Origin of the sequence: Variovorax ginsengisoli, from assembly GCF_030811835.1 — a bacterium.
In the GTDB taxonomy this organism is placed as follows: domain Bacteria; phylum Pseudomonadota; class Gammaproteobacteria; order Burkholderiales; family Burkholderiaceae_C; genus Variovorax; species Variovorax ginsengisoli_C.
This window is the reverse complement of the sequence record NZ_JAUSRO010000016.1, coordinates 122,748-147,803: the sequence shown is the minus strand read 5'-3', so window position 1 is coordinate 147,803 and position 25,056 is coordinate 122,748. Positions and strand designations below refer to the sequence as shown.

Genomic DNA, 25,056 nt, shown 5'->3' with positions numbered 1-25,056 from the left:
GCAATGATCGATTCGCTCAAGCACATTTACCCCACGAAGAATGCCGATCCTGCAGCGGTATTCAACCCCCAGTATTCGTATTTGCGCACTGTCATCAATGGCAGCGTGAATTACCTCGTGCTCGGTTATGTCGACCCGGCGCCCGAAGGCGCCGTCGAGGTCTGGTACAGCAGTGCCGGGGAGGTGGTCAAGCTGCGTGACGGCCACCTGGCGGGCACCGCCGGCTTGCCCGCGAACTGGCTCGCCGTGCGTCATGCGCAGCCGATGCCGCCTGCCACCACTTTGCCGACGGCCAACCAGCCGATCACCTATGCGCGCGAGCGCGACGTCATGCCAGGCTACCGCTTCGGCGTGCGTGACCAGGTGACGCGCGTTGCCGTGCCCGCCCCCGCGCCGGGCGACACCCGGCTCGCGGGCGTACCGCCCTCCTCGCTGCGCTGGTATGAAGAGCGCTCGACCTCCACCCGCGCCGACGGCGCGCTGCCGGCTTCGCGCTTTGCGGTGTCGACAGGCCCCGGCGCGCCGGTGGTGGTTTACTCCGAACAATGCGTCACCCCCGACATCTGCCTGAGCTTCGAGCGATGGACGCCCGCAAGCCCATGATGCCATTCACCACCCGCCGACCTCAGCCCTGCCGCCTCAGTCAGATCGCCACCGCCTGTCTCTGGCTGGCCGCTTGCTGCAGCGCAGCCGCGCAGTCGGCGGCGGTCGATGTTCAACCCGGCGAGCGCCTGAGCGACTGGCTGCTGCGGCAGCCGCCGGGCAGCAGCAACATCGGTTTGTCGTGGCGCGTGCCGCAGGAGCGCACCGCGCAGCAGGTGCTCAAGAACAACATACTCGCCCAGTTGCAGACCGAACCGGCTGCCGCGGGCAGCGCCGTAACCGATCGCCAGCGGCTTGCAGCCTGGCTGCAGGGCCTGCCGGTGACGGGGCGGGCCGCGCTGGGCAGCGTGGAAGCGCGGTGGCTGCAGAGCAACCCAGCGCAGGATCCGGTGTTGGCCGCAGGCCAGCAGCTGGTGCCCGCACCGCGCCTGACCACGGTGGCCGTGGTGCGCTCAAACGGTGCGCTGTGCCAAGTGCCCCACACCCCCGGGCGCATGGCCTGGGACTATGTGGCCGCCTGCAATGCCGGCAGCGGGACGGCGGCAGCGTCGTCGTCGTCTTCCTCGGCCGACTGGGCCTGGGTGGCGCAGCCCGATGGGCGCCAAGCGCGCGTGGGGGTGGCGCACTGGAGCGCCGAGCCAGCCGATGAGCCCGCACCAGGCGCGTGGATCTGGGCGCCCCCGCGCAACGACGCCACGCTGGTGGCCGTGTCGGACGGGCTGATCAAGTTCCTGGCGACGCAAGGCGCGTCGCCGCAGCCGGTCGATGCCGCGCTGCCACCGATGGTGTCGGTGCTGCCCGAGCCGGCACCGCGCTACAGCGAACATACAGCGACCAGCAACGACTGGGGCGAGGTCGGCCTGCTGCAGACACCCACGGCGCGCATGAGCGGCACAGGCACCATGCGCACGTCGATCTCCTACGTCGAGCCCTACACGCGGCTGAACGTGATGTTCCAGCCACTCGACTGGCTGGAAGCGGGCTTTCGTTACACCTCGATCAACAACCGTATCTACGGCATCAGCGACCAGGACTACAAGGACAAGAGCATCGACGTCAAGGCGCGGCTGTGGCGCGAGTCCGCCTACGTGCCCGAGGTGGCGTTGGGTTTTCGCGACCTGGGCGGCACGGGTCTGTTCTCGTCGGAATACCTGGTGGCCAACAAGCGCTATGGCGACCTGGACTTCAGCCTGGGCCTCGGCTGGGGCTACTTGGGCAACAGCGGCAATGTGCGCAATCCGCTGATCGCGATCAGCGACAAGTTCAGGACCCGGCCGACGTCCGACACCACCGGCACCACCAATTCCAAAACGTACTTCCGCGGGCCGGCCGCACTGTTCGGGGGCGTGCAGTGGCGCACACCATGGGAGCCGCTCACACTCAAGGTGGAGTACGAAGGCAACAACTACCAGAACGAGCCGCTGGGCAACAATCAGGTGCAGCGCACGCCCGTGAACGTGGGGCTTGTGTACCAATACGCACCGAGCGTGGCGTTTTCGGCCGGCATCGAGCGCGGCAACAAGTTCATGGTGGGCATGACGTTGACGACCGACCTGGCGACGCTGCAGATGCCCAAGCTCGCCGACCCACCCGCGCCGCGCTTTTCGCCCCAGCCGCCTTCGGCGTCGCCGGGCTGGCCGAGCACGGCCGCCGACATCGAGGCGCGCACGGGCTGGAAGGTGCAGCGCATCGATCCGCAGGCCACCTCGCTGCATGTGTGGATCACCGACAGCAACACCGTGTACCGCGAAGCGCGCGTCGAGCAGATCACGGCAGTGCTGCATCGCGATGCACCGGCAGAGATCAAGCGCTTCGTGATGCACTACAACGAGCGCGGCATCGCCTTGCATGCGCAGGAAATCGACCGCGACGCCTGGGTGGCGGCGCATTACCAGGCGCTGCCACCGACCGCGGTAGCCGCGGCGGGCCGGCTCGACTACGCACCGCCACGCACGCGGCCCAATGACATCAGCACGGGCGACGCCTCTGCGGCGGACTCATCTGCCGCCAGCGACCCGCTCAGCCAGTGGACGCGCCCGAGCGACAAGCTGACCTTCGGCGTGACGCCAAGCACCACCCAGATCCTCGGTGGGCCGGACGCCTTCCTGCTGTACCAGATCGGCTTTCAGGCCTCGGCGGAATACCGTTTTTCTGAAAGCACCTGGCTCAATGGCGCGCTGAACCTGCGTGCCGTCGACAACTTCAACAAGTTCAGCTACACCGCGCCGAGCGATCTGCCCCGCGTGCGCACCTACCAGCGCGAGTACGTCACGTCCTCGCGCCTGACGATTCCCAATCTGCAGCTCACGCATGCCAGCCAGTTGACGAGCAACAGCTACTACAGCGTCTACGGCGGCGCGCTGGAATCCATGTTCGCGGGCGTGGGGGCCGAATGGCTGTACCGGCCTTCGCAAAGCCGCGTGGCCTTCGGCGTGGATGTGAACCGCGTGCAGCAGCGCGGCTTCGACCAGGACTTCAGCCTGCGCGACTACAAGGTCACCACCGGCCACGCCACGCTGTACTGGGACACCGGCTGGAACGGTGTGCTGGCCAAGGTGAGCGCAGGCCAGTACCTCGCCGGCGACCGCGGCGTGACGGTGGACATCAGCCGCCGCTTCAACAACGGCGTGACCTTGGGCGCCTACGCGACCAAGACCAATGTGTCGGCCGCGCAGTTCGGCGAAGGCAGCTTCGACAAGGGCATCTACCTGTCGATTCCATTCGACGCACTGCTGCCACGGTCGAGCAGCTTCACGGCCAACTTCCTGTGGAACCCGCTGACGCGCGACGGCGGCGCCCGCCTGGCCCGGTCGAACACGCTGTACGACATGACGGCAGCCCGCGACCAGCGCGCCTTCCGCTTCGGCTCACCGGGCAGCGGCAAGAGGTCGGCCGGCGACGACATCTTCGGCCTGGGAAGCGGCAGCGAGGACGACAACGCGGGCGAACGCGGGCCGCTGTGGCTGCTGACCGATCTGGGCCGCAGCGCGCGCACGATGGGCTACCAGATGACCGCGCCGTCGGCCGCGTCGAGCTGGTTGTGGGCAGGTGGCCTCATCCTGGGTGCGGCCACGCTGGACAAGAGCGTGGACAAGTTTTCGCAGAACCACCTGCAAGGCAGCGGCTCCCTGCGCGCCGGCAAGGCGGCGAGCGCCCTGCCCGTGCTGCTGGGCGTCGGCGCCGGGGCCGCCGCCATCGGCCTGTTCGGCGACGGGTACACAGACACCGGCTGGACCTCACTCAAGGCCGGCGCCCTGACGCTGGGCGTGACCACCTTGACACGCTACGCAGTGGGCCGTGCGCGGCCCGAAGACGGCATGGGATCGAGCCACTTCGACGGCTTCAAGAGCGGTTCCGCCAGTTCGGGCTTTCCATCGAACCACACCGCCCTCGCCTTCGCCCTGGTCACGCCGTTCGCGCAGCAATACGACATGCCCTGGCTCTACGGCGCCGCCGCCCTTACCGGCCTCGGCCGCCTGCCGGGGCGCAAGCACTGGTTGTCCGACGTGGTGGCCGGCGGCGTGGTCGGCTACGCCATCGGATCGATGCTGTCAGACCAGGAAAGTGCGCAGCGCGGGCGGCCGCAGGTGTCGATTGGGTTGGGGAGTGTGCACGCGCGGTGGGCGTTTTAATATCCGCTCTATCGGAATGCAGCCTAGACCCGGTCTTTTTGACGAAAACCTCACAAGCTAAAGGCGCTTGAGTGGCCAATCTGCGTGATGGTCAGGTTACACCCGACAGTGTTCGAAAAATCTGCAGAGGCAATCAGATTGGACGAATTCATAGAAAACGCCGGGTATGGCATGTTACCCCCATAGTAGTCAATCAACTGCGAAATCACCGTCACGCTCTGCACTCCTTCAGCAAATGCAACAGCCAAGAGGTACGTCTTTCTTGCAGGCCCTGCATTATCCAAGAATTCGACCCTGACCAGATAGGCTTCATTGCTTACAACAGGAAATTCAGCAATCAAATTACTGCCGGACACCAAGTTTTTCTCAGGAATTTGATAAGGTTTCCTTGGCGCATTGACGGTGCCATTCGTTGCAATTTCGACTAGAAGGCAAAAACTTATCAGTCGGCGCTTTGGAACTCATCTGCACTTTTAGATGTAGCCAAGCGCAGCAGCGACAGATAACACGCCACGATCTGGCAGCTTGCGGCGCCCATGTGCCAAGACCTGGATAGCCAAAATGGCACGCTTTGCACGGGCTCGGTGCCGCTCGATCAGTTTCAACACCAACGGATCACGCCCACCTGAAGCCAAATAGATCGCACCTGCCATCTCAATCTGCCGCCGATACCATCCGTCGGAAATCATGGTCAATCGACGCATGACAGATCTGATCCCTTTTCTCGCCCCGATTTCATTACCTGCATGCTGACGGTAGCGAATCCACGAAGCCTGATCGAAAATCCAATTAAAACCTCGCGCTCGAACGATAAGGTAGATTAGCCAATCGTGATAGTGAAATGGCAGGACCAATGCTTCGTTTTTTTTACAGAATAACTGAACGTGGCTGAATGTTTCTGAAGGAAGAACAAAAGTACATCCTTGCCCAGCGCCTTCATAAAGGAAATCTGCCCTGCGAAGAATGGGGCTCTGTCGAAGAACCTTTTTTCTTCCATCATCCCAAAATGCTTCCGCTGCGCAAGAATAACCTCCCTGGGCTCCAGCTAGCGCCGTCACCGCATGCAGGAGCTTTTCTTCGTTCCAAATATCGTCTTGATCGGCCAGCGCCACGAAATCGTAATCGAGGCAATCCGTTGCATCGCGGATCATGCTTCCAAAATTGGCCCCAGCAGAGCCGCTGCTCTTCTCTCGTTCACGAATTTCAACGCGCGTGTCGGAACCGAAGATAGTCTGAAGCATTGACACCGTTCCATCTTTGGAACGATCGTCGCTGATGACCAAATGAACGTCTACGCCCTTTTGCGACATGATGGAATCAACCTGGGCCCTCACCCAGGGAGCTCCGTTGTAGGTCGCCATCAAAACAAGTACGGAGGGGCGATCTTTTTTGCTGTTCATCTCAGCTTTCAGAGAGCAGCCTCAATGGCCTTAAGCGTGAGCTCCCCCGTACGCTCCCAATTGAATTTCGCAGCATGCAGGATGCCCCTCGTCCGCAAATCGTCTCGCAGCGCATCGTCACGCGACAAATTCATCATCGATTCCGCAAGTGCGACAGGGCTTCCTGCATCGAAATAAATCGCACCCTCACCACAAACCTCAGGAATACAAGAACGATCAGACGCAATCACCGCACAACCAGCGGACATTGCCTCCAAAGGAGGCAATCCGAAGCCCTCAAAGAGAGAGGGGAAGACAAATATTTCAGCTCTTCGGTACCAATCTATCAGCTCTTTATCAGAAACATATCCAGTCAGGACGACACGATCAGCCGGAATATTTTTCAAAGCTTCGGCAATAGAGTTATCCGTAGAGATTATGGAGCGCGCTCCACCGACAAGAACCAACTTATGCGGAATCTTGTCATGCACAGAGGAAAACGCATTCACCAACGCAGTAATATTCTTGTGCTTGTTCAAAGAGCTCACAGCTAATATGATTTTCTCTTTCGGCGCTACCGAATTCGAAACCCGAAACTCATGCCCCACACCAGAATATACAACACTGATCTTCTTTTCTATACCAGGGAAATAAGAGACGATATTTTTTCGCTCAACTTCAGTAAGCGCAATGATCGCGTCTGCTCGCTTGACCACTGCGGGCAACAGCACTTTGTAGTAATTCCTGAATGCGGATGAGTACATATCCGGGAATCTAAAATATGCCAAATCATGAATAGTCACAACCAGCCGCACGGATCTTGGCAAAAACACAGGTCCAGCCGTCACAGGGCAAAATAATGCGTCTGCCTTAGCTCGCATCGTGGCCATTGGTAGCCCAGTTTGAACCCACAGATGCTGCGAATAACGATCGTGCGATTTTGGCACTAACAATTCAACGTCCGAGATTTTCTTCAGCTGGTCATAGAGCGACTGTGCATAACGCTCAACACCGCCGATATTTTCATGGCGAAATACTCTGCCATCAAATGCCAATTTCATAATTCCCCTTCGTAGAAAGAAGGCATATCAAAGCCCAACCCGCACGCCAGGCATGTAATCCGTTCGCTGAACTGACATCACCACACTCACACCCCATACAACCCAGAATATCGGCCAATTAATATCCGGTATTGCCAAGATCATTGCCGCCAATAAAGAAACGAATGCCCACATGGCACTCATGCGAGGCAACTGAATCTTCCTGGAGAAATTATAATTAACCCAAAGCCACGACAAATGAAGGAAGACGCAGAACATCATCAACAAAAAACCTATCAGACCAAAGTTGGATAACGTGGTTGATATGAAACTCGAAGCACGATTCGACCCCAACCCGACACCGAGTCCAAATGTTTCAAAAAATATTTCGATGGCACGCTGATCAGCCGCAAGCCTATGCAGCGTGGACAGGGTATCGCCTTTTTCCAAAAGTGTTTTAATAATCAACTCTTGGCCAAAAGGTGTAAGTGCAAAAGCAAAAATAGAAAGAACGAAAACCAACAAAGTGACGACGCCATAAAGAAAGGCCTTTGTCTTCCCATAACTCTCCACAATCAGCGCGAAAAGAGCAGTTGCCATCAACGCGAGATAACCAGTCGTCGACCCTGTCAATGCAATGCAGAGCAACACGACCCCCACGCAGGCAACACCAAAAAAGGAGAGAACAAAATCTTTATTCTTCGCGAAAATAAAATAAAAAAGATACGCCGTCAAATATGCCGCACAGTACGAGGACTCCGGGAAAGTCGAGAATATTCGCGAGTAGCCCTGCATATCATCAGGCATAGCCTCACGAATTTGAGCATTGCTATAGATCAAATCAAAAGGAAAAGGCACACCAAACATCATATGCATCCACTGATATAGCCCCACAATTACGACTACACCGGCAGAAAAATCGAATGCCTTACCAATCAACTCTCGCGGGCCGAAATTGGACGCAAGAAAAAATGCACGCAAGACGGAGGCATTCAAAATCAAATACACAATATGCGAGAGATTACCAAAACCAAATGCCAAATCCGTCAAACTACCATATTGCTCATCCACCCCAGCCCGTGGGTTATAAACAGGCAACCCTGAAAACAGAAACGGCATCGTCATCGCCATGACAACGACAACGACAACAAAAAAGCACAACCAAAACCTCAAATTCGGCCAATACGCCAATACAACAGGCTCTATGAAGGTCAATTGCTTCACAAAGACCAATGAGGCTATAAAGTAATACGGCGACAAGCCGTAGGCAATGCCACCACTGAGATTAAATACCGCAGCACCTTGAAAAATAGCTGCAAAAACCAAAATCGGAAGAAGATATTTCGGTCGCGCAGCAAACGCCAGGATCCCTGCAAGAAAGAAAAATACCCCAAGTACGGTGATCGCCATTTATCTATTCAGAGGCACGAAATGATCGAGCCAATGCCTCCGCACCACGTCGCCATGTTGGAAATTCGTCTCGATCAGGGGATTGGCGAATCGTATTTGAGTAAAACTGCTTCAATGCGTTACGAATGGATGAGCCTACGGGGAAGTAGTAAGCACCCCGCCCTCCTGCCTCCCTGATTTCAGGTATGTCTGAGGCGATAATCGGGGTCTCACAAGCCCGCGCCTCTAATACAGGCATTCCGAATCCCTCATAAATCGACGGAAACACAAAAGCAAAAGCTCCGCTATAAAGCACCGGAAGGTCAGCATCATCGACAAAACCGAGCGCGGCGATTGCGTCGCTCCCAGCGGTCTGGATGAGCTCGACGAGTTTTTTGTTTTTCCAGCCTCCCCCGCCGACCAACAGTAACTTAGTACTGCCGAGTTCGCCTGCCCGCTTTCCGGCAGAAAATTCATGGATTAGTGACTCGAGATTTTTTCTAGGCTCAAGAGTACCAACAGTCAAGAAATATGGTCCATCAATATGGTATTTCTCCAATACCCTCGTCAGCGACGAAGCATCAGATTTGCAAAACATGGGAGCAATTGCGGGCTGCACCACGTCTCCCGAGTCCACGCCAATCATTTTCTTCAAGCGCTCTTTGGTTCCGAATGAGTTGCACAAGATGTCATCCGCCCTTGCAACATCCCTTCTAAAGAAAAGCCGGAACGCCCAATACGTCACCGTTTTCATCGTCTCAGGAACCAGGAGGTACGCCATATCATGCACGGTAGAAACCACTCTTACCGAGCTTTTAAGCCTAGGCACAAAAGTCGCATTAGCCCAAAATACGTCAAGATCATCTTTTGCACATAAATGGCCTGCTCTGATCTTGAGCCACATGACACTTTTCAGCTTCTTAGCCCATTTTTTTTCATCAACTCGATAGACCCACCGATCGGAAACGACAGGCATTTCGACGGGCTCTGCACTATACACAAAAAACTTTGCATCGGGCATCAACCGATCAAGCTCCTTGCAAAGCTCGAATACGTAGCGACCCGTCCCCGCACGATGACCTTGCAGTGCGCGCCCATCAATTCCAACATGGATCATTTGGTAATTACTTTTTTCGAATGGAATCAAATACGGCTGTAATTCTTTTGCCCGCCAAAATTGCGACAGCAATTACAGGCCAAGACACAACCACACCAATGCCATCGACAACCAGAAGTGAAGCAAATAAACCTGTGACCGTCAGAAACGCATTCTTTTTTCCAACTGCCGAACTAAGTCCCGTCATGCCGCTAAACATGTGGCGGTTGCATAACCATCCGTGACGAGCACCGCGCACAAGCCGCAACACATCACGTCGAAGGCCATTTCTGAATGGCAGCTGATAAAGCGAATTTATTCCTATGAACGCCTGATACAGCGGCCAACTCGTTTCTTCGTCCGCATTGTTCGAAATGCTCCGAAATACCACTTCGTTGCGAAGATGAAATTTTCCAGAAAAATCAACGCGCGAAACACCGTCAATCATCGACACCACATGTGGCGCCATGGTGGATTGATAGAGGCATCCCAACTGTAGACCTGCCTGAATGCAATCAGTCCTGTAAATATTATTTGAAATAAAGACCAATTCATTGATAGAACTCAGAGAATCAAGGAACGACCTCAAATCACCAGAGACTACAGAATTCAACCTCTCCGGCTGGTGAATGTCCTTGGAGCAAAAATTCACCCATATAGCGTCTTCGTTCCTGATGAATTCATACGCAACGTCAAGCACGCCGGGCGCCAGAAAATCATCATCGCCAATCACCCACAAGTAAGGCGTCTTACATAACTCGATGCACTTCAAGATATTTGCGTTGGCGCCGACGTTCACCGGATTTCGATGGATATCGACATCTACAGCGGTGGAGTCAACCAATCCCTCAAGCGTTTCTGCAACAGGTGTGCGCGAACAGTTATCCAATATCAGGATACGAATCCACGCTTTCGCCTGAGAGAGAATAATCTCGACATTCTCCCTTACAATTGCATTGCGATTGTATGTGGGAATTGCAATGGTCAGCAGTGGCAATGAATTCATTTTTATTTATAGGGCTCGCATAACTTTATCACGCGTCACTCATGCACGACGAAAATATCCGCGCAGAAGCATTAATGTCCAGGGGAGAGTGATCAATGCGGAAATAGCTGCATAGCATGCCATTACCCAAGTAACACTCCACGAAGCAGTGATGTAAGTTGCGCCTAAAATCGCGATTCCGCTTGCCAGTGAGGGCATCAACATCGGCTCTTCCTTATGAGCCCTCATATAGATCGCCGCTGCAAATACCACTCCATTTGCAATGGTTGCGATAGCCAAGCACACGAGCACCTCTATAGTTGCAAGTCGCGACACAAATTTTACATTGGCATAGCTCAGAAGCGCGACGGATATAACCACCGCACTGCATGCCAGAACAATGAAGAAAATCGATCGTTTGAGAACCGACTTGAATTCCAAATTCAGCTCTTTGCGCTGTCCCCGTGCAATGTAGCCGGCGAACACTGGTATTTTAGCGGCGACCCAGCTCATCCCAACAGAAGTCACAGCCGTGAAAATGCTCAAAGAGATACCAAGCCGGCCAGCCTCAACTGCACCCTGCCTGGAAAAAATCATGGGCGTAAAAAGCTGAAAGATAAAATACCCACTTACCCAGCTCAGTGCAATACGCCACTGAAATGGAAATATTTCATGTCGCCATATCACTCGTCTCGCTTCATCCAACGGGCTTCTCGCTATCAACCATGCCCGGACATTGGAGGTCTTCCTGAGCCAAGCCCCCGTGTAGATGCAAGCGACAGCAGGAACAAGTGGGGTTGCCCAAAGTCCTGCGCCGCAACTCAGAGCAATCCATAGAAGCAAGAACCCGATGATGGATTGATGGAGGCGCAACTTGGCCACCTCGCCCACTCGGCCACAACCTTCAATAAATGCCAATGCAGGACTGTAATAAAGATTTCCTGCTGAAAATACCGTCAAGGCGATCCAAGGGATCAACCATCCGGCCATTGGAAGCTCACTTCTTTCCCGGAAGAAATAAAATCCTACAACCCCTACCGCAATCGCGAAAAACATGGCGGCAATTGCATACCACTTTTGCAACAAACGCGCGAGAGATGTCAATCTATCCAGATTGACATCGTCACCCTCCAAAAGATTGACGGGCCCTTGTCGAAGATGTGCGACTTCATGTCCTACAAGTTGAACGACAACCTGATTCATCCCCAATTCAAAAAACACCTGCAGCGCCAAAAGACTGGCGAAGGTGTAATAATAGCCTTGCTCCACCTGTCCAAACCAGACAGGAACGAAGAGCACCATCGCGGCACCAGCTATCACGGTCCAGCCGCGAAATAAAAGTGTTCCTAATACATGAAAATCGACACCGCTGATGCGTTTTATACGTTCAATTGACAAGGTATTTTTTTCCGTCAAGTGGCATCACTCAGGCCGTCTTCACGGATGCGGGCAAACCTACAAAGGAGGAAATTTTCTTCCTAATATTTTCGAGATCGAGACCATGCTCAACTCGCAAATATTGGTACGTACCACACTTGTGGGAAAATCGGTCATTGACCCCAATACGAAGGGTTCGTACAGGGTGAAATTCAGAGCATAGCTCCGTGACTGCAGAGCCGAGCCCACCTATCGTAGAGTGCTCTTCAAGAACAATAAATGCATTGAATCTGGATGCGAGCTCGAGGATGGAGGCATTGTCTAGCGGCTTGATCGACGGCACGCTCCATACTGATGCATCCGGGAAGAACTGCTCATGCGCATCGACCGCCGCTTTAGCCATGGAACCGGTCGCCAGAAGGGCAACCCGCGTGTCCGAGCCAACGCGCAATTGAATCAATTCCTCGATAGACCCCGACAAGGCGCCCGCATGCACGTCGCCCAGATCCGCTTTACCCATCCTCAGATAGACCGGCTGTGCGCATTCGTAAGACTGTGTCATGCATCGGACCAGTTCGAAGCGGTCGGCCGGTGAATAGATCCGAAGCTGGGGAATGGCTCGCGTGCACGCGATGTCTTCCGTGGATTGGTGGCTGGTGCCCAGATGGCTATAGACGAAGCCTGCACCGTCGCCGCACAGCACCACGGGCAGATTGTCATGGGCGATGTCCAGCTTGATCTGCTCGATGACTCGCACTGGGATGAATGCACTCAGCCCATACACGAAGGGGCGAAATCCAGCGCGCGCCAAGCCGGCCGCCATGCCGACCATGTTCTGTTCAGCGATGCCGGCGTTGATGTACTGCGCAGGGCATTCCTTGCGAAATGCGTCGAAGAGCGCGTAGCCATGATCACCTGTCAGCAACAGGACATTGGGGTCTGCCTTGGCGAGGGCGACGAGGGTATCGGAAAAAGCTTGACGCATGATTACGCCCCCTGTGCCACGGCGGCAACAGCCTCGGCATGCGTCTTGTCGTTGAGCCGCGTGTAGTGCCACATGTTGTTGTTTTCCATGAAGGGCACGCCCTTCCCTTTGACTGTCTTGGCAATCAGCGCCTTGGGTCGCTTCGATGGGCTTGCCCACAATGCGGCAATGGCGCCGTCGAGAGCGGCTTCGTCGTGACCATCAATGGTGACGGCCTCGAAGCCGAAGCTCTCGAACTTGGACTCGATACTGCCGAGGCTCATCACGTCCTTGGTGGCGCCCATCGCCTGGAAGCCGTTTTCATCGACGATCACCATGAAGTTGTCCAGTTCATGGTGCGCGGCGAAAAGCGCACCCTCCCAGATCGGGCCCTCATTGATCTCGCCATCACCGACGATGGCGTAAGTCTTCTGATCGGTAAAACGCAGCTTGGCCGCGAGCGCGAGGCCTACACCGACTGAAAAACCATGCCCCAAAGAGCCCGAGGTGACTTCAAGCCCCGGGATGCGGGAGTCCGAGAGTCCCTTGAGTTCGCTCCCATCAGCGAAATAGTTCTGCACCTGCGTATCGGTGAGCCAGCCGCGCTCGTACATGCACGCGTACTGCGCCATCACGCCGTGGCCCTTGCTGAGCACCAGATAGTCGCGGCCGGCGGAATCTGGCGTGTTGTCGGGGTACCGAAGGTGGTTACGGTAGAGCACAGCCAAAATCTCGATGATCGAAAAAGCGCAGCCGATATGAACGGTCGAGCCGGCGTATGCCATGTCGAGCACGGTCTTGCGCAACACCGACGGCTTGAATCGGTCGCTGGAATGAATGGATGTCTGCATGAACGCTTTTCAGTGCGCGGCAAGCGCCGCAGGGTCTGAGGAGTCAACGCGCGCGTGACCATGCCACGCCGCGGTCCGCGCAATGGCCTCGTCGAGTGGCAACGGTGCTGGCAGCATGAGCGATGCGCGTGCCTTGCGGGTGTCGGGCACATAACGGTCGGGCGCCATGCCTGCCGTCGCCTGCTTCCTTACCACCACCCCGCCCTCGGCGCCCAGCACGTGGACGACGCGTTGCGCAAGCTCCGCCATTGAAACGGCCTCGTCGCCTCCGACGTTGTAGGTGCCGCCGTGCTCGCCCCTCAACAGGATGGCCCACAACCATGTGGTCATGTCGGCTGCATAGAGGTAAGTGCGCTTGGCCGTGCCGTCGCCCTGGATCACGATGGGCAGGTTGGCCATCGCATCTCGAAGAAAGTTGCCGAGCGCAAAGTGCTTGTCCAGCGGAAGATAGGGTCCGATAAACGCAAAGCAGCGCGCCACCCGAACATCCAACCCTTTGAGGCTGGCATAGGCGGCGCCCAACCATTCAGTCACCCGCTTGCCTTCGCCATACGCAGAGCGCACGTCGCCTATGACCGGTGCTCCTTCATAGTCCTCCGCCACGCCCGCATCGTCGTTGGGCTGTCTGCCGTACATCGCCCCCGAACTCACCAGCAATACGCGTTTCGCGCCGCTGTGAACGGAGAAATCGAGCACGCGCCGCGTGCCCTGTACGCAACTGTCGAAGATGTCGAGCGGTTCGGCGGCCGCCACGACATCGGTCGCCGCATGAACGACGATGTCATAAGCTGCATTCGGAATCTCGAAACTCCGCACGTCGCCCTGCACTAGGCGAAGCCGGGACCATGACGCCAGAAATGAAGCCTCGGCCTGAAATGCTGCCGGACGGCGACTCAACACTGTGATCTCGCAGCCGAGTGACAACCGGTCGTCAGCACGTCGCAACGAGGCCAGCATCCATTTCCCGAGAAACCCGGTTCCTCCGGTGAGAAAGATGCGTTGGCCTCGCAACGCGTCCCAGCACGGCGCACCGACGGCATCGACGATGCCGTCGAGGTCCAGATCAAAAGGGGCCTGTACGCCTGCTGGAACCATGACTTAGAACCCGACGCCGAAGAACTCTTCTATCTTCTGCACGATGAAGTCGAGGTGCTCCTTCGTGAGACCCGGATACACCCCCAGCCAGAACGCCTGATTCATGACGTTGTCAGTGTTGGTGAGTTCGCCACTCACGCGGAATTCCCGACCAATCATGTAAGGCTGACGCGTCAGGTTGCCGGCAAACAGAAGACGCGTACCAATCTTGTTCTGGTCGAGATACGTCAGCAGGTCGACGCGCTTGACGCCCGCTTCAGGCTTGACCATCGCCAGAAAGCCGAACCACGACGGATCGGAATTGGGCGTAGCCTGCGGCAGTTCGAGGAAGTCACCGCATGACTCCTGCAGACGGCTCTTCAGGTAGTTGAAGTTGTCCTTGCGCGCCTGCACGAACTCGTCCACCCGGTCCATTTGCGCCAGAGCGCATGCGGCCTGCATGTCGCTGATCTTCAGGTTATAGCCGAGGTGCGAATAGATGTACTTGTGGTCGTAGCCTTCAGGCAGGTCGCCCAGCTGCCAGCAGAAACGCTTGTTGCAGGTGTTGTCCTTGCCGGGAGGGCAATAGCAGTCACGCCCCCAGTCGCGGAACGATTCCGCAATCAGCTTGAGTTCGGGGTTATTGGTGAACACAGCCCCGCCCTCGCCCATCGTGATGTGGTGCGCAGGGTAGAAACTCAGCGTACCGATGTCGCCGAAGGTGCCAACCATCTGGCCGTTATAGGTCGCGCCCAACGCATCGCAGCAGTCCTCGACCAGCCACAGGTTGTACTTCTTGCACAAGGCTGTGACGGCATCGAGATTAAAGGGGTTGCCCAGGCTGTGGGCCAGCATGATGGCCTTGGTCTTGGGCGTAATGGCTGCCTCGATCAGGTCGGCATCGATGTTGTGCGTGTGCGCATCCACGTCGACGAAAACCGGCACAGCGCCAAACTGCATGATCGGGTTGACCGTCGTTGGGAAGCCTGCCGCCACACCGATGACTTCGTCACCCTTCTTGATCGCTCGTTCGCCCAAGCGAGGTGACGTCAACGCAGAGAAAGCCACCAAATTAGCCGATGAACCAGAGTTGACCGTGATGAGGTATTTCACACCCACATACTTCGCCAGGCGCTCTTCGAACGCAGCGTTGAAACGGCCCGTCGTCAGCCAGCCGTCGAGTGACGCTTCGACCATCAACTGCAATTCCTTTGCACCGATGACCTTGCCGGACACCGGAACGATCGACTCGCCCGGCACAAACGGTTTGGGGGCGTAGGTGATGTCGGCGTACTGTTGGACCAATTCGGCAATCTGCTTGCGCAGTGCTGCGGTTTCGACAGTCCCACCGACCGGCGAAGCGGGAGCAATTGGGATCACGGTAGCGTTCACGAGAGAGATTCCTTATTCATCGTTGTCATGTATTGCGAGATCTGATCCAGGCAGACCTTCTGCACATCTTCCTTGGCGAGCCATGCCTTGTGCCACTGCATGATGTGCACCAGCGCTTCAGACAATGCCCAGCGGGGCTCCCAGCCCAGACGCTGCCGAGCCTTGGAAATATCCAGTTTGAGATAGCCGGCTTCGTGCGGATGCTCTCCTCCATCGAGTTGCCAGCGAGCACCTTCGCCCCATTCCCGAACCATATGCTCCACGATCCACTGCACGGGCTTGGCATCCTCATCGCGAGGGCCGAAGTTCCAGCCTTCGGCAAAAGATTGGCCCTCGCTGAAGAGGCGTTCGGCCAGCACGAGGTAGCCGGACAGCGGCTCCAGCACATGCTGCCACGGCCGCGTGGAATGCGGGTTGCGAATGACGACAGGTTCCTTGCGCTCGAAGGCGCGGAGAATATCGGGCACCAGGCGATCTTGAGCCCAATCGCCGCCGCCAATCACGTTGCCTGCGCGCCCGGAGCCGAGCGCAATGTCGCTATTCTGGAAAAATGACCGACGGTAGGCACTGGTGATCAGCTCGGAGCAACCTTTGCTATTGCTGTACGGGTCATAGCCACCCATGGGCTCATCCTCGCGATAGCCCCAGACCCACTCGCGGTTCTCATAGCACTTGTCGGTGGTGACATTGACCACAGCGCGAACGGAACCTACGGTACGCGCGGCCTCGAGCACATGAACGGTGCCCATGACATTCGTCGCGTAGGTTTCAACTGGCTCCAGATAGGACAGCCGTACCAGTGGCTGCGCAGCCATGTGCACGACGATGTCAGGCTGGAATGCGTGCATGCTCGCTTTCACGGCAGCCAGATCGCGAATGTCGCCGATGGTTGACGACATACCGCCGGCGACCCGGGCCTGCTCAAACAAGTTGGGAGTCGTTGGCGGCTGCAATGCAAAGCCCTGAACCTCAGCACCCATGGTCTGAAACCAGAGCGATAGCCAACTGCCCTTGAAGCCGGTGTGGCCGGTCAGGAACACGCGCTTTCCGCGCCAGAAATCGGATTGAACCGCACTCACGTCAGCTCCAGACCTTCCAGGGTGCCTTACCGGAATCCCACAGATTCTCAAGGTGCACCTTGTCGCGCAGCGTATCCATCGGCTGCCAGAAGCCCTGATGTTCAAACGCCATCAGCTCTCCATCCTCAGCCAGTTGATTCAACGGTTCTTGTTCCCAAATCGTCGAGTCGTCCTTGATGTGCTTGAGCACAGAAGGCGACAACACGAAATAGCCACCATTGATCATGGCGCCGTCGCCTTTAGGTTTCTCACGAAAGCTACGCACTTGCCCATGCTGAATATCCAGCGCACCGAAGCGGCCTGGCGGATAAGTAGCAGTCAACGTGGCGGCTTTGCCGTGCGATTTGTGAAATTCGATGGTGGCACTGATGTCCAAATCAGCAACGCCATCACCATAGGTGAAGCAGAAAGCTTCGTCATCTTTTACATACTGCGCCACCCGTCCCAAGCGTCCGCCAGTCATTGAGTCGTCGCCTGTGTCGACCAACGTGACATTCCAAGGCTCTGCGCGTTTGTGATGCACTTCCATACGATTGGACCGCATATCGAACGTCACATCGGACATGTGAAGAAAGTAGTTCGCAAAGTACTCTTTGATCACATAACCTTTATAACCACAGCAAATTACGAAATCATTTACGCCATGATGTGCGTAAGACTTCAAGATGTGCCAGAGAATAGGCTTGCCGCCGATTTCTACCATGGGTTTCGGGCGCGTTGCGGTCTCTTCGCTCAATCGCGTGCCGAGCCCGCCTGCCAAAATGACAGCCTTCATTCTTTTTTCCAATCGATTCAAATTGCGGAACTAACAAAAGCATCAGAAAAAAATCTGCGTTCAGGAAGACCTCTAACACGAAGTGTGGCAGAGGCACTGCCAATCATTTCAGGAGATCCGCATGCGTAAACCACAGTATTTTTCAGATCGGGTCGCTGTACAAGCAGGACGTCCTGCACGTACCCTCTAGCACCTTGCCAATTTTCATCACCACGCGACAGCACTGGTACGAAGCGAAACTCCACCGTTGAAAACGGCGTCCAGTAAAGATCGGCAGCGTTACGCCCGCCCCAGTAGACAGTCACGGATTTCGGCTTGTCACCAGCCGGCCTAGTGCTCAATTCAGCCAGCATTGCCTTGACAGGTGCGATACCCGTACCCGTCGCAAGAAAAACCAAATCAAGACCTGTGACATCGCGAAGAAAAAATGTGCCCTTGGGTCCTTCTATGCGAAGCAGATCTCCGACCTTGGCTTCAGCAAACCAATATTGGCTCAGGACGCCGCCTTCGACCTTGCGAATTTCGAGGTCAATTTTTCCAGCAACATCTGCATGATTTGAAATCGAATAGCTGCGGCGCACGCCGCCTTTACCCAAAACGTCAACATATTGACCTGCAAGATATCGCAGACCGTTTGAAGGCGGAAGGCGCAACTTGACGCCCATAACATCTGGCGCAAGGCGCTCAATAAAGTCAATCCGCGTTGGCGTAATTTTCACCGGAAAATCAGCAAGTATGCCCACGTCTTCTACATCAAGCCGAACAACGTCGCCGCGCGCGGAAGATACACAGGTAAGGATCCAGCCTTGGGCGCGCTCCTCACTGGAAAGACTGGTGTCCTCGCCACATGGATTTACCTCTCCCTCAAGGACGCGAGCTTTGCAACTACCGCAACGACCAGTCCGGCAACTGTGCTCCAGAACCAACTTCGCATCTTGGGCAGCCTGCAATAAAGTTAAGCTGCCATCCGCAGAAAATTTTTTCTCATTTGACAGAAAAACTATTGTCACAAAAACCCACCCTCAGACTAATACGAACCACTGCCAGAAAATACAACCTTGATTGTTCTCCAAAGAATAATCAAATCCCCCTTGGTGGACCGGTTTTTTACATATTCACAGTCGAGCAAAACCCGATCCGCATAACTCAAATCAGATCGACCGCCAATTTGCCATGGCCCAGTAATTCCAGGCTTCACTGCAGCGTAAATTTCCGCAGCACCACCATAAAAACAATCAAGCTCCCGCTGCACCACCGGCCTCGGCCCAACAAGGCTCATATCACCTCTTAGAACGTTCCAAAACTGCGGCAATTCATCAAGGCTCGTTCTTCTGATAAATCTTCCAAATTTCGTTATTCTGGGATCTTTTTTTAATTTAAACGTCTCATCCCATTCGGCTTTTGCAGCAACATCCCTTTGAAGCAAATCACTCAGGACGGCGTCAGAGTCAGGGACCATTGAACGAAATTTCAAACAATCAAAAGGCACCCCACCTTTTCCAATGCGGGAGTGCCGATAAATTGCGGGCGCGCCGGTTGTAACAAGCACACCAATCCATACGGCGACGTAAAAAAATCCAAAAAAAGAGAAAAATACCAAGGAACCAATAATATCGATCAATCGCTTGGCAGCACCATTACTCAAATGCAATCTATCAGCCTCCGACCACAAATTGCCAGATGCCACAGAATTGACCGCACCATCGTCGTCCAATTTAAACAAAATATTATTTTTTGAATCCGAGTGCACGCTTAAGTCCAATCCTCAGTTTGGAAAATTTCTCTGCCAGCCTGGAATCATCGCTCTTTCTTTTAAAAGCATTTCTAACAAGCACAAAAATTATAGTCAAAATGAAAGATAGAAACGTTGCCGCCAATGCAATAATTTCACGCTTTGGCCCTGATTTTTTTTCCGGAATTTGCGCGACATCCACAACCTGAATAATCGCCCCTTCCTTGCTTTCATCTACGCGAGCGGCTTCATATTGACGAGCAAACAATTCAAACAATGTCTCGCTGTACTTGAAGTCTCGGTACAATGCGATATAGTCACCCGCCCCCTCCTTAGCAGCTTGCGGCTCCTCCTGTTGCGCACGAATTAATTGGCTTTTTATTGCGTTCAATTCATTTTGCGCCTGCTTGAGATCAGGAGATGCGGGCATGAGATATCCACGCATAGATGCCACTTTTACTTCCTGGGCAGTAATCTGGGCTTGCAGACGAGCGATACCTTCAACCGCCGATTGCGGCGATACACGCAACACAGAACTACTCACGCCACTGGCCTTGAGTGCTTGTTCTGACTTGATAAGCTTATTCTTTGCATCGAAAAGCTGCTTTTCGAAAAAAAGGCGCCGCTGCTGTGCTTCAGTCACCGCCAAGCGACTCAAAAGCGAGCCAAGGCCTTTCACATAAGCATTGGCTATTTCAGCAGCAATTTTAGGATCTTGATCATCGTAATCGATAACAATTAATCCATCCTTGCCGTTGCTTATGCGCGTCCTACTTTCCAGCACCCTTCGTGCATCTGAACGATATTTCACATCGAATCGATCGACCAATCCAAATTGGTTGATCAAAGGATCCTGAACGCTTTCACTTTTCAAAAATCCAATATACTGGTCAGCCGGATTTTTCAAACCCGATGCCCCCGCAGCAAGCCCTCCCAGTGAACCCAAAGACTGCAACATGGCGGCCGCCGCCCCCTGCTGCTGCTGTGGCGGAAGAAATTTGGTGCTCGCAGTAAAAATCGGTTTTATGAGAAAGCTAATTGCCAGCGCCAAAATTCCGACGATTAGCGGAAAGATCACCAAAACCCGAAGGTTATCAATCAGAATCTGAAGGACATCCAGAATACTGATCTCGCCGGCGCCGGATGTAGCCCCTCTCAATGAGGTGGTCTGCTCTGCGCTTCCGTTGGAATTTGGAAATGTCATGCAAATTAAATAATCAAAGAAACGCTTTATGGAACCGTCGGCTACCGTTATAACTAACAGCTTCGCTGAAAAACCTTGTATCTTTGCTTTTCCAAAACGATCGGCACGCAGCAATCAATCGCATGACAAAGCAAAATTTGAAGGTGCGTGCCCGCGCGTACAAGGAGGACCCATATCGGTCCCTCGCATTTTCGTCGACGAGCGCGATCGGCAAATGGGTAATCACTGAGGAGATAACCCCTCAGTTACAGGAAAGATAAATTTGACAGAAGCCTCGAAACCACTTAGGCAACCTATAGCACTGTTACAAATCTGTTTCTTAATAAGTGCAATTAAGCATAAAAAGTGTGATTTGTCACCGCTTGCCATACACGCTCGGTACTTTTTTGGCTGAACGCAAACCACCTGAATCGTTGTATTTTCGGTACATTTGTAAGAATTCAGCACAAAATCAGTGCGTTACGGTCGCAAATGGTAATCGCCTAATTTTCGAATTTGTCTCGTATTTGCAACGAATCACCGTGTCTCAAGTGTGATCGGGCTTCTTCGAGGCGCCGGCCTACGCGCGCGCGCAGCGCGGAGCTGGAGGGCTAACTCCGCGATGCGGACGTAGAAATGGACACGAACCGCCTCGAACGCGCCCTGCGCGCCGGCAATGGCGCGCCACACGGAGCTCGGCGTGGGGCTGGCTGTTTGTTATCGGCGCGCATGGCGCCGCCCTGTCGGCCAGGCATGCCACAGAGCCGAATTCATGCGTGCGGATTTCGAAGCTGCTGCCATGACAGCCCCAGATCGTCACCGCGATCGACATCCCATCGGAGCACCGAAGCCGTGGGCCTAAGCTACGGCATCGGAAAGAACGTCGGGATATGGGGCGATCGCGACGTCGGCTGTGCCGTGCAGCCCCTGCAGCGCGGCCCACACCGAGGTCCAACTCAGGATCGACGTGCGCTGGTGAGAATCAATTCTCGGGCGGGGTGTCGCGCTCGTAGTAGTGCTTGTTTTTCACGATGCCCTTCGGGAATACTTTGCGGATTCCCATGCGCAGGGCCGCGTCGCCACGCAGCACCAGGTCGCGCAGCGGCTGCTCCGGACGGCCGCGGTATGAGGTGACGTGGAAGTAGTCTTCCTTCTCTGCAGGAAACTGCGAGAAGTAGTAGTTCGAGACGCAGCACCGCTGATCGTCGACCAGCACGGGCGACACCGAGTGCAGCGACGACTTGTTCGTGATCATGATGGCCAACCGGTTGAAGCGGCTCTCGATGGTGACCTGCTTGCCATCCAGGCCGTCCGGCCACAGTTCGAGATTTCCGCCGTTCGCCAAGCCCCAACCCGGGGACACGTAGTACAGCAGGTTCAGCACCCGGTAGCGCACGCGATCCCGGTCGTGCGAGTTGTCGACGTGCGGGTTCAAGAAGTGGCCCTTGGACATGACCGAGATGCCACCCGCGTACAGCAGCTCGTCGGGTTCGAGCGCGCGCAGCCCGGTGATCTGGCCCACTGCGGCCACCACGCGCGGATCCTGGAACGCGTACAGCGACTCCTCGAGGATTGGGTCGTACTGGTTCATCTGCGCCGCGACATGCTTCAGCTCGCGCAGGCTCTTGAGCGTCCTCATGCCCCCACCAGAAGGGTAGGCGTCGCGAATCTTGTGCGCCAAGTCGTCCGGCAGCAGGTTGTCGATCGCGCAGTGGTGAATGGTACCGGCCGACGCGGCCCACCGCTCGCGCAGTTCGGGCACCGCTGGCGCCAGCTTCTCCATGATCCGATCGGCGATCTCGGTTCGCTTCATTTATAACTCCCGACTTGTAGGTTTGCGCTGACTCTAGCAGCTTGTCGGGCCTTAAATGTTGTGCAAAGTTGGCGTGATCCGAGACAATTGCGCCACTACCTTGAGCACAGTTCCGCAATGCGATCTGCCCAGGCAATACGCGGGCCGCAGTTCAGCCACACATCGCCCGGCTGTGTTGTTGGGGCTGGTAAGACTAATACTGCTTGTAAGGCAGGAACTTCCCCGAGAGCACCACGTTCACACGATCGCCCTTCGGGTCGGCCGTGCGCTGGATGTCCATGCTGAAGTCGATCGCGCTCATGATGCCGTCACCGAACTCCTCATGGATGAGTTCCTTGATGGTTGTGCCATACACGTTGACGATTTCATACCAGCGGTAGATCAGCGGGTCGGTCGGCACTGGCGTTGGCAGCGAGCCTTTGTACGGCACCACTTGCAACCACTTCTGCTCCTCGGCCGTCAGGCCGAAGATTTCGCCGATGACCTGGGCCTGCGCGGCGTCGAATGTCATCTGGCCGAGGCAGCCGGCCGTCGTCCATTCCTTGGACAGGCCGACCTTGCGGGCCACGTCGGCCCATTGAATGCCGTGGGCCACCTTCGCGGTGATGATCTTTTCGGTAACGTCGTTGCGGTTCATGCGTAGGCTCCTTGCCAAGTGGATGCCACAGCGCGCTGCAAGAGGCGCGCCTGCCCTCTCCATGGGCCGAGCCCAACGCGGCGGACATGCAGGAAAGGTAAGCCATGCATGGCACTCGGCTATATTCAATAGCGACCTTTTCCGCTTCTCTCCCTCAACCCCCATCCCATGCCGACATCCCACATCCTCGTGACCGGCGGCGCCGGCTTCATTGGCAGCCATACCTGTGTCGCGCTGACAGCAGCCGGCTACACGCCCATCGTGCTCGACAGCTTCAGCAACAGCGACGTGCGCGTGCTCGACCGCATCGAGCGCATCAGTGGTCAGCGCCCGTTGCTGGTGCAGGGCGACGTGCGCGACGGCGCCCTGCTCTCGCGCGTGTTCGAGCAGCACGCCGTGGCTGGCGTCATTCATTTCGCCGGCCTGAAGGCGGTGGGCGACTCCGTGGCCGATCCGCTCCAGTACTACGACGTGAACGTCGGCGGCACAGTGATCCTGGCGCGTGCCATGGCGGCAGCGCAGGTCAAGACCCTCATTTTCTCGTCATCGGCCACGGTGTACGGCGAGCCCGAGCGCTCGCCCATTCCTGAAGAAGCGCCTTACGCGGCAGCCAGCCCCTACGGCCGCACCAAGCGCATGGTCGAGGAGATTCTGGCCGACCTGCACTTTGCCGACCCGGCCTGGCGCATTGCGCGGCTGCGCTACTTCAACCCGGTCGGCGCGCACGAAAGCGGCCTGATCGGCGAGCATCCCAACGGCAAACCCAACAACCTGATGCCCTTCGTGTCGCAGGTCGCGGTGGGCCTGCGCGAGCGCCTGACCATCCACGGCGGCGACTACCCGACCCCCGACGGCACGGGCGTGCGGGACTACGTGCATGTGATGGACCTGGCCGAAGGCCACGTCGCGGCGCTGCGCCACGTGATGGCCCACCCCGGCCTGTTGACGCTGAACCTGGGCACCGGCATCGGCGGCTCGGTGCTCGACGTGGTGAGAGCCTTCGAGCGCGTCAGCGGCAAGACGATTGCGCGCGACGTCGGTCCACGACGCAGCGGCGACGTGCCCGCCTATTGGGCCGACGTGACCCAAGCCAAGGCCACGCTCGGCTGGGAAGCGAAGCGCGACATCGAACAGATGTGCGCAGACAGCTGGCGCTGGCAGCAGGGGAATCCGAAGGGATATGAGGGCTGAGGAGCCTCTGGTTTCGACAGCTGGCCGAATCGACGCGGGAATACTGCGATGAACCGGCTCAGATGGCCAGCGCCGCCACGCGGTTGCGCACCGCCCGCACCAGGCTGTACACGGTGAGCGCCGACGTCTTGGGATTGGCTGCGAGCGGCCTGTTGCGCATCGTCAGTTCGAAGTTGCCGAAGGCGCCCGACGCTTCGACGGCATGAATGTTGTCGCTCACGGCCGGGTCGGCGATGAGCTGCACCCGCGTCGCGTCGAGCCCCAGGCCCGCCAGCGACACCATCGCCGCCACGTTGGCGTTCTTGGGGTAGCGCAAGGCGGCGTCGCGCGCGCTGCCCTCGAAGATGACCGTTGCCTGCGTCAGCGCATCCAGGTCATGGGCCTGCTCGGCCGGCGTGCCCTTCCAGGCGCGTGGCGGCTTGCGGCCGGTGTAGCGCACGGCGTCCAATCCGCCGATGCGGGCGGCCGCCAGCACGTCGATGGCGCCGATGCCGCCAGAGATCAACTGCACCTGGGTGCCGCCCCGCACCGCCGCGGCCTCGACCTGCTGCGCCACGCCCTCGGCCGAGAGCGCTCCAATCGATGCCACGATGCAGGCGACGCCGCGCTCGAGCGCAGGCAGCACGTGATGCGCAACGGCGGCGTGCCCGGCGGCTTCGACCAGCAGGTCGATGCCTTCAGCGGGCACTTCGCTCGCCACCACGGCCTGCGGCGCCAGGCGCCGTGCCACCTCGCGCGCAGCCGCCTGGCCCGTCGGCGTCACGACGATGGCGCTGACCTGCAGGCCCGGGTCGTTCTGCAGCAGCTCCAGCACAGTGGTGCCGATGGCACCGCAACCGATCAAGGCGATGCGCAGCACCGTTC

General features: G+C 56.6%; 22 protein-coding genes. 3 read left to right on the top strand and 19 right to left on the bottom strand.

Going from position 1 to position 25,056, the window contains the following annotated elements:
• Positions 1 to 3 precede the first annotated feature (3 nt).
• Positions 4 to 603 (top strand): YjbF family lipoprotein, encoded by a 600-nt coding sequence (locus J2W36_RS22225; RefSeq protein ID WP_307691951.1) that lies wholly within the window; start codon positions 4 to 6, stop codon positions 601 to 603.
• A complete protein-coding gene (locus tag J2W36_RS22220) occupies positions 600 to 4,235 on the top strand; it encodes a YjbH domain-containing protein (RefSeq protein ID WP_307691950.1) in 3,636 nt (1,211 codons plus the stop codon). The genes J2W36_RS22225 and J2W36_RS22220 overlap by 4 nt, the downstream gene beginning before the upstream one ends.
• A gap of 50 nt (positions 4,236 to 4,285) precedes the next feature.
• On the opposite strand, the gene J2W36_RS22215 is transcribed toward J2W36_RS22220, so the two are convergent.
• From J2W36_RS22215 to cynS, 18 genes are all read right to left on the bottom strand, one after another.
• Complete coding sequence (locus J2W36_RS22215) at positions 4,286 to 4,591, bottom strand: hypothetical protein (RefSeq protein WP_307691949.1); 306 nt, start codon at positions 4,589 to 4,591, stop codon at positions 4,286 to 4,288.
• 117 nt (positions 4,592 to 4,708) lie between these two features.
• On the bottom strand, positions 4,709 to 5,635 hold the full coding sequence (locus J2W36_RS22210) for a glycosyltransferase (RefSeq protein WP_307691948.1): 927 nt from the start codon (positions 5,633 to 5,635) through the stop codon (positions 4,709 to 4,711).
• 8 nt (positions 5,636 to 5,643) lie between these two features.
• Positions 5,644 to 6,675 (bottom strand): glycosyltransferase family 4 protein, encoded by a 1,032-nt coding sequence (locus tag J2W36_RS22205; RefSeq protein ID WP_307691947.1) that lies wholly within the window; start codon positions 6,673 to 6,675, stop codon positions 5,644 to 5,646.
• 27 nt (positions 6,676 to 6,702) lie between these two features.
• Positions 6,703 to 8,064, bottom strand: coding sequence for an O-antigen ligase family protein (locus tag J2W36_RS22200; RefSeq protein ID WP_307691946.1), 1,362 nt, complete (start codon positions 8,062 to 8,064; stop codon positions 6,703 to 6,705).
• 4 nt (positions 8,065 to 8,068) lie between these two features.
• Complete coding sequence (locus J2W36_RS22195; RefSeq protein WP_307691945.1) at positions 8,069 to 9,190, bottom strand: glycosyltransferase family 4 protein; 1,122 nt, start codon at positions 9,188 to 9,190, stop codon at positions 8,069 to 8,071.
• Positions 9,168 to 10,145: a glycosyltransferase family 2 protein gene (locus J2W36_RS22190; protein ID WP_307691944.1), complete on the bottom strand. Its 978-nt coding sequence runs from the start codon at positions 10,143 to 10,145 to the stop codon at positions 9,168 to 9,170. Before J2W36_RS22190 ends, J2W36_RS22195 begins: the two co-directional genes overlap by 23 nt.
• Positions 10,146 to 10,184: 39 nt before the next feature.
• On the bottom strand, positions 10,185 to 11,522 hold the full coding sequence (locus tag J2W36_RS22185) for a hypothetical protein (RefSeq protein ID WP_307691943.1): 1,338 nt from the start codon (positions 11,520 to 11,522) through the stop codon (positions 10,185 to 10,187).
• 28 nt (positions 11,523 to 11,550) lie between these two features.
• Positions 11,551 to 12,486 (bottom strand): transketolase family protein, encoded by a 936-nt coding sequence (locus tag J2W36_RS22180; protein WP_307691942.1) that lies wholly within the window; start codon positions 12,484 to 12,486, stop codon positions 11,551 to 11,553.
• A gap of 2 nt (positions 12,487 to 12,488) precedes the next feature.
• Positions 12,489 to 13,316, bottom strand: coding sequence for a transketolase (locus J2W36_RS22175; RefSeq protein WP_307691941.1), 828 nt, complete (start codon positions 13,314 to 13,316; stop codon positions 12,489 to 12,491).
• Positions 13,317 to 13,325: 9 nt separating this feature from the next.
• Positions 13,326 to 14,411, bottom strand: coding sequence for an NAD-dependent epimerase/dehydratase family protein (locus tag J2W36_RS22170; RefSeq protein ID WP_307691940.1), 1,086 nt, complete (start codon positions 14,409 to 14,411; stop codon positions 13,326 to 13,328).
• Positions 14,412 to 14,414: 3 nt separating this feature from the next.
• Positions 14,415 to 15,791, bottom strand: a complete 1,377-nt coding sequence (gene rfbH, locus J2W36_RS22165) for a lipopolysaccharide biosynthesis protein RfbH (RefSeq protein ID WP_370869367.1) — start codon at positions 15,789 to 15,791, stop codon at positions 14,415 to 14,417.
• Positions 15,779 to 16,861 (bottom strand): CDP-glucose 4,6-dehydratase, encoded by a 1,083-nt coding sequence (gene rfbG, locus J2W36_RS22160; RefSeq protein ID WP_307691939.1) that lies wholly within the window; start codon positions 16,859 to 16,861, stop codon positions 15,779 to 15,781. The genes rfbH and rfbG overlap by 13 nt, the downstream gene beginning before the upstream one ends.
• A gap of 1 nt (position 16,862) precedes the next feature.
• On the bottom strand, positions 16,863 to 17,636 hold the full coding sequence (gene rfbF, locus J2W36_RS22155) for a glucose-1-phosphate cytidylyltransferase (protein ID WP_307691938.1): 774 nt from the start codon (positions 17,634 to 17,636) through the stop codon (positions 16,863 to 16,865).
• A gap of 17 nt (positions 17,637 to 17,653) precedes the next feature.
• Positions 17,654 to 18,646 (bottom strand): FAD-binding oxidoreductase, encoded by a 993-nt coding sequence (locus tag J2W36_RS22150; RefSeq protein WP_307691937.1) that lies wholly within the window; start codon positions 18,644 to 18,646, stop codon positions 17,654 to 17,656.
• Between the two features lie 17 nt (positions 18,647 to 18,663).
• Positions 18,664 to 19,386 (bottom strand): sugar transferase, encoded by a 723-nt coding sequence (locus J2W36_RS22145; RefSeq protein ID WP_370869366.1) that lies wholly within the window; start codon positions 19,384 to 19,386, stop codon positions 18,664 to 18,666.
• Positions 19,364 to 20,686, bottom strand: a complete 1,323-nt coding sequence (locus J2W36_RS22140; RefSeq protein ID WP_307691936.1) for a GumC family protein — start codon at positions 20,684 to 20,686, stop codon at positions 19,364 to 19,366. The genes J2W36_RS22145 and J2W36_RS22140 overlap by 23 nt, the downstream gene beginning before the upstream one ends.
• Positions 20,687 to 21,533: 847 nt before the next feature.
• Positions 21,534 to 22,364 (bottom strand): 2OG-Fe(II) oxygenase, encoded by an 831-nt coding sequence (locus J2W36_RS22135; RefSeq protein ID WP_307691935.1) that lies wholly within the window; start codon positions 22,362 to 22,364, stop codon positions 21,534 to 21,536.
• 193 nt (positions 22,365 to 22,557) lie between these two features.
• Positions 22,558 to 23,001 carry a cyanase gene (gene cynS / locus J2W36_RS22130; RefSeq protein ID WP_307691934.1) on the bottom strand — a complete coding sequence of 148 codons (444 nt, stop codon included), beginning with the start codon at positions 22,999 to 23,001 and terminating at the stop codon, positions 22,558 to 22,560.
• A 168-nt stretch (positions 23,002 to 23,169) separates the two neighbouring features.
• Here cynS and galE point away from each other — a divergent pair, with 168 nt between their 5' ends.
• On the top strand, positions 23,170 to 24,192 hold the full coding sequence (galE, locus tag J2W36_RS22125; protein ID WP_307691933.1) for a UDP-glucose 4-epimerase GalE: 1,023 nt from the start codon (positions 23,170 to 23,172) through the stop codon (positions 24,190 to 24,192).
• Between the two features lie 58 nt (positions 24,193 to 24,250).
• On the opposite strand, the gene J2W36_RS22120 is transcribed toward galE, so the two are convergent.
• Positions 24,251 to 25,051, bottom strand: coding sequence for an aspartate dehydrogenase (locus tag J2W36_RS22120; RefSeq protein WP_307691932.1), 801 nt, complete (start codon positions 25,049 to 25,051; stop codon positions 24,251 to 24,253).
• Positions 25,052 to 25,056 lie beyond the last annotated feature (5 nt).

Bases quoted from the DNA above. Each gene is read 5' to 3' on its own strand.
- rfbF (WP_307691938.1), bottom strand. From the start codon at position 17,636: ATGAAGGCTGTCATTTTGGCAGGCGGGCTCGGCACGCGATTGAGCGAA.
- J2W36_RS22220 (WP_307691950.1), top strand. From the start codon at position 600: ATGATGCCATTCACCACCCGCCGACCTCAGCCCTGCCGCCTCAGTCAG.
- galE (WP_307691933.1), top strand. From the start codon at position 23,170: ATGCCGACATCCCACATCCTCGTGACCGGCGGCGCCGGCTTCATTGGC.
- J2W36_RS22170 (WP_307691940.1), bottom strand. From the start codon at position 14,411: ATGGTTCCAGCAGGCGTACAGGCCCCTTTTGATCTGGACCTCGACGGC.
- J2W36_RS22180 (WP_307691942.1), bottom strand. From the start codon at position 12,486: ATGCGTCAAGCTTTTTCCGATACCCTCGTCGCCCTCGCCAAGGCAGAC.
- J2W36_RS22190 (WP_307691944.1), bottom strand. From the start codon at position 10,145: ATGAATTCATTGCCACTGCTGACCATTGCAATTCCCACATACAATCGC.
- J2W36_RS22175 (WP_307691941.1), bottom strand. From the start codon at position 13,316: ATGCAGACATCCATTCATTCCAGCGACCGATTCAAGCCGTCGGTGTTG.
- J2W36_RS22135 (WP_307691935.1), bottom strand. From the start codon at position 22,364: ATGAAGCGAACCGAGATCGCCGATCGGATCATGGAGAAGCTGGCGCCA.
- J2W36_RS22225 (WP_307691951.1), top strand. From the start codon at position 4: ATGATCGATTCGCTCAAGCACATTTACCCCACGAAGAATGCCGATCCT.
- J2W36_RS22200 (WP_307691946.1), bottom strand. From the start codon at position 8,064: ATGGCGATCACCGTACTTGGGGTATTTTTCTTTCTTGCAGGGATCCTG.
- J2W36_RS22205 (WP_307691947.1), bottom strand. From the start codon at position 6,675: ATGAAATTGGCATTTGATGGCAGAGTATTTCGCCATGAAAATATCGGC.
- cynS (WP_307691934.1), bottom strand. From the start codon at position 23,001: ATGAACCGCAACGACGTTACCGAAAAGATCATCACCGCGAAGGTGGCC.
- J2W36_RS22210 (WP_307691948.1), bottom strand. From the start codon at position 5,635: ATGAACAGCAAAAAAGATCGCCCCTCCGTACTTGTTTTGATGGCGACC.